At 73.7% G+C, this 1,756-nt stretch carries 2 protein-coding genes; one reads left to right on the forward strand and one right to left on the reverse strand.

What is annotated here, in order from left to right; translation table 11 throughout:
* Positions 1 to 155 precede the first annotated feature (155 nt).
* A complete protein-coding gene (locus VR44_RS07910; RefSeq protein ID WP_045946673.1) occupies positions 156 to 1,070 on the reverse strand; it encodes an oxygenase MpaB family protein in 915 nt (304 codons plus the stop codon).
* A 134-nt stretch (positions 1,071 to 1,204) separates the two neighbouring features.
* On the opposite strand from VR44_RS07910, the gene VR44_RS07915 reads away from it, so the two are divergent.
* Positions 1,205 to 1,756: hypothetical protein (locus VR44_RS07915; RefSeq protein WP_045946674.1), on the forward strand; the 552-nt coding region annotated here is incomplete at its 3' end.

Here is a 1,756-nt window from a genome sequence, read left to right on the forward strand (position 1 = left end):
ACCTCGGCCCGCTGCTGTCCGGTGCCGGCTGGGAGATGACCTCGTACGCCGACGAGGACTCCCGCTTCCTGGCCCTGGCCGTGCGCCGCGCCTGAGCGGCCCTTTTCCTTCTTTTACGTCGGCCCGCGCGCCGGGGTCCCCGCCGGACCCGGGGGCTACGCCGGAGGCTGGGCGTCCGCTCCGGCCGGGCGGCGCGGGTGGGGCACGGGGCAGCCGCTCGCCCCGGGCACGGGGAAGGTGCCGAGCTCGCCCACGTCGTAGCCGTGGGGGTAGCCCTTGATCTCCGGGTTCTGGCGCGCGTAGTGCGGGGCCTTCCTCGGCGGCAGCAGCCGTACCGCCCGGCCGCGCAGCCGCAGGGCGCCGTGCACCAGGCGGCTGACCACGGGGTGGGGGCGCTCGTAGCGGAAGGCCTCCAGCAGCGGTTCGTCCAGGAGGGCGCGGCTCGCGCGGAGGACGGCGGGGGCGAGGGGCGCCGGGTACCAGGAGGCCATCAGGCCGAGGGTGGAGTCGGCTACCGCGCGGCCGCCCTCGTCCCAGCCGAAGTGGGCCTCCTCGTAGGCGTCGAGGGTGGCCTCGAACTCCTCGAACGAGCCCGGAACGTCCTTGATGCCCAGGTGTCTGCCGAGCGTGGCGTAGTAGTTGGCGCAGGCGCGGCGCTCGTGGTGGGTCAGCGGGCGCCAGCCGTAGGCGTCGATCCAGCGCGAGGGGATCACCACGAACGTGCACAGGACGTAGCGCATGTCGTCGTCGGAGATGTCGTAGCTGCGGTGCATCTGGTTGACGCGGCGGATCGCGGTGCGGGCCGTGTCGTGGTCGAAGCCGTGCTCCACGACCGCGTCGAGGAGCAGCGCGGTGTCGTCGTAGCGCTTCTGGGGGCGCTCGGTGAACTCGGCGGTCTCGGCGAGCAGACTTCCGATGCTCGGGACCGCGTAGGTGCGGAAGAGGGCGAGTTCCAGGGCGCGGGTGAAGTCCCAGGGGAATTCGTAGGTGGCGGTGAGCCGGTAGATGGCGAGGAAGTCCTTGTCGGGGTCGAGCCGGAGGATCTCCTTCAGCCGGTCGTAACGCTGCACCGGTCTCCCTTTCTGTGGCGGGTGCCCAACTCTACGTGCAGGTAGCGGGCTTGAAAATCGCCGCCCGCCGGGTCTCGACGTGCGAGTTACCGGCTGGTTAGGGTGCGCCGACGGGACTGCGATCGGGAGGCCAGGTGTCGGACGAGGAGGGCGGGGGCTCGCTGTACGTGCTGAGCGCCGTGCTGCTGACCCCCACGCAGTTCCCGGCGTTGCTCGGCGACGACTTCCCGGAGGCCTGCGCCCTGCTGGGCGTGCCCCCTGCCGCCGAGGGGTACGGGCTCGTGCTCGGCCAGGACGAGGACGGTGCCCGCTGGACGGTCGTCGTGGACGACGTCTCGCTCGTGGCCGCCGCCATCGCCTCCTGGGACTGCGGCATGGAGTACGACCTGTCGCCCGACGAGCGGACGGTCGTGCTCTCGCTGGCGGGCTGGCCGCTGGAACTGACCGTGGCCACGCCCGGCATCCCCGCTCCGCACGACCCGGAGCGGGGCGCGGACGGAACCGGGCGGGTGCCGCTCGCGCCGCCCTCGGCGGACGGCTGGGGGCCGGTGCAGCGGCGGCTGGGCGCGGACCAGATCGCCCGCGAGTGGGCGGACTGGCGCGAGCGCGTGGCGGAGGACGGCGGGGCCGCGGCCGCCGCGCACCCGGGGCTGGCGCGGGCGCTGCGGGAGGCGGTGGCCTACACT

This window comes from Streptomyces katrae, from assembly GCF_000966975.1.
GTDB classification, from domain to species: domain Bacteria; phylum Actinomycetota; class Actinomycetes; order Streptomycetales; family Streptomycetaceae; genus Streptomyces; species Streptomyces katrae.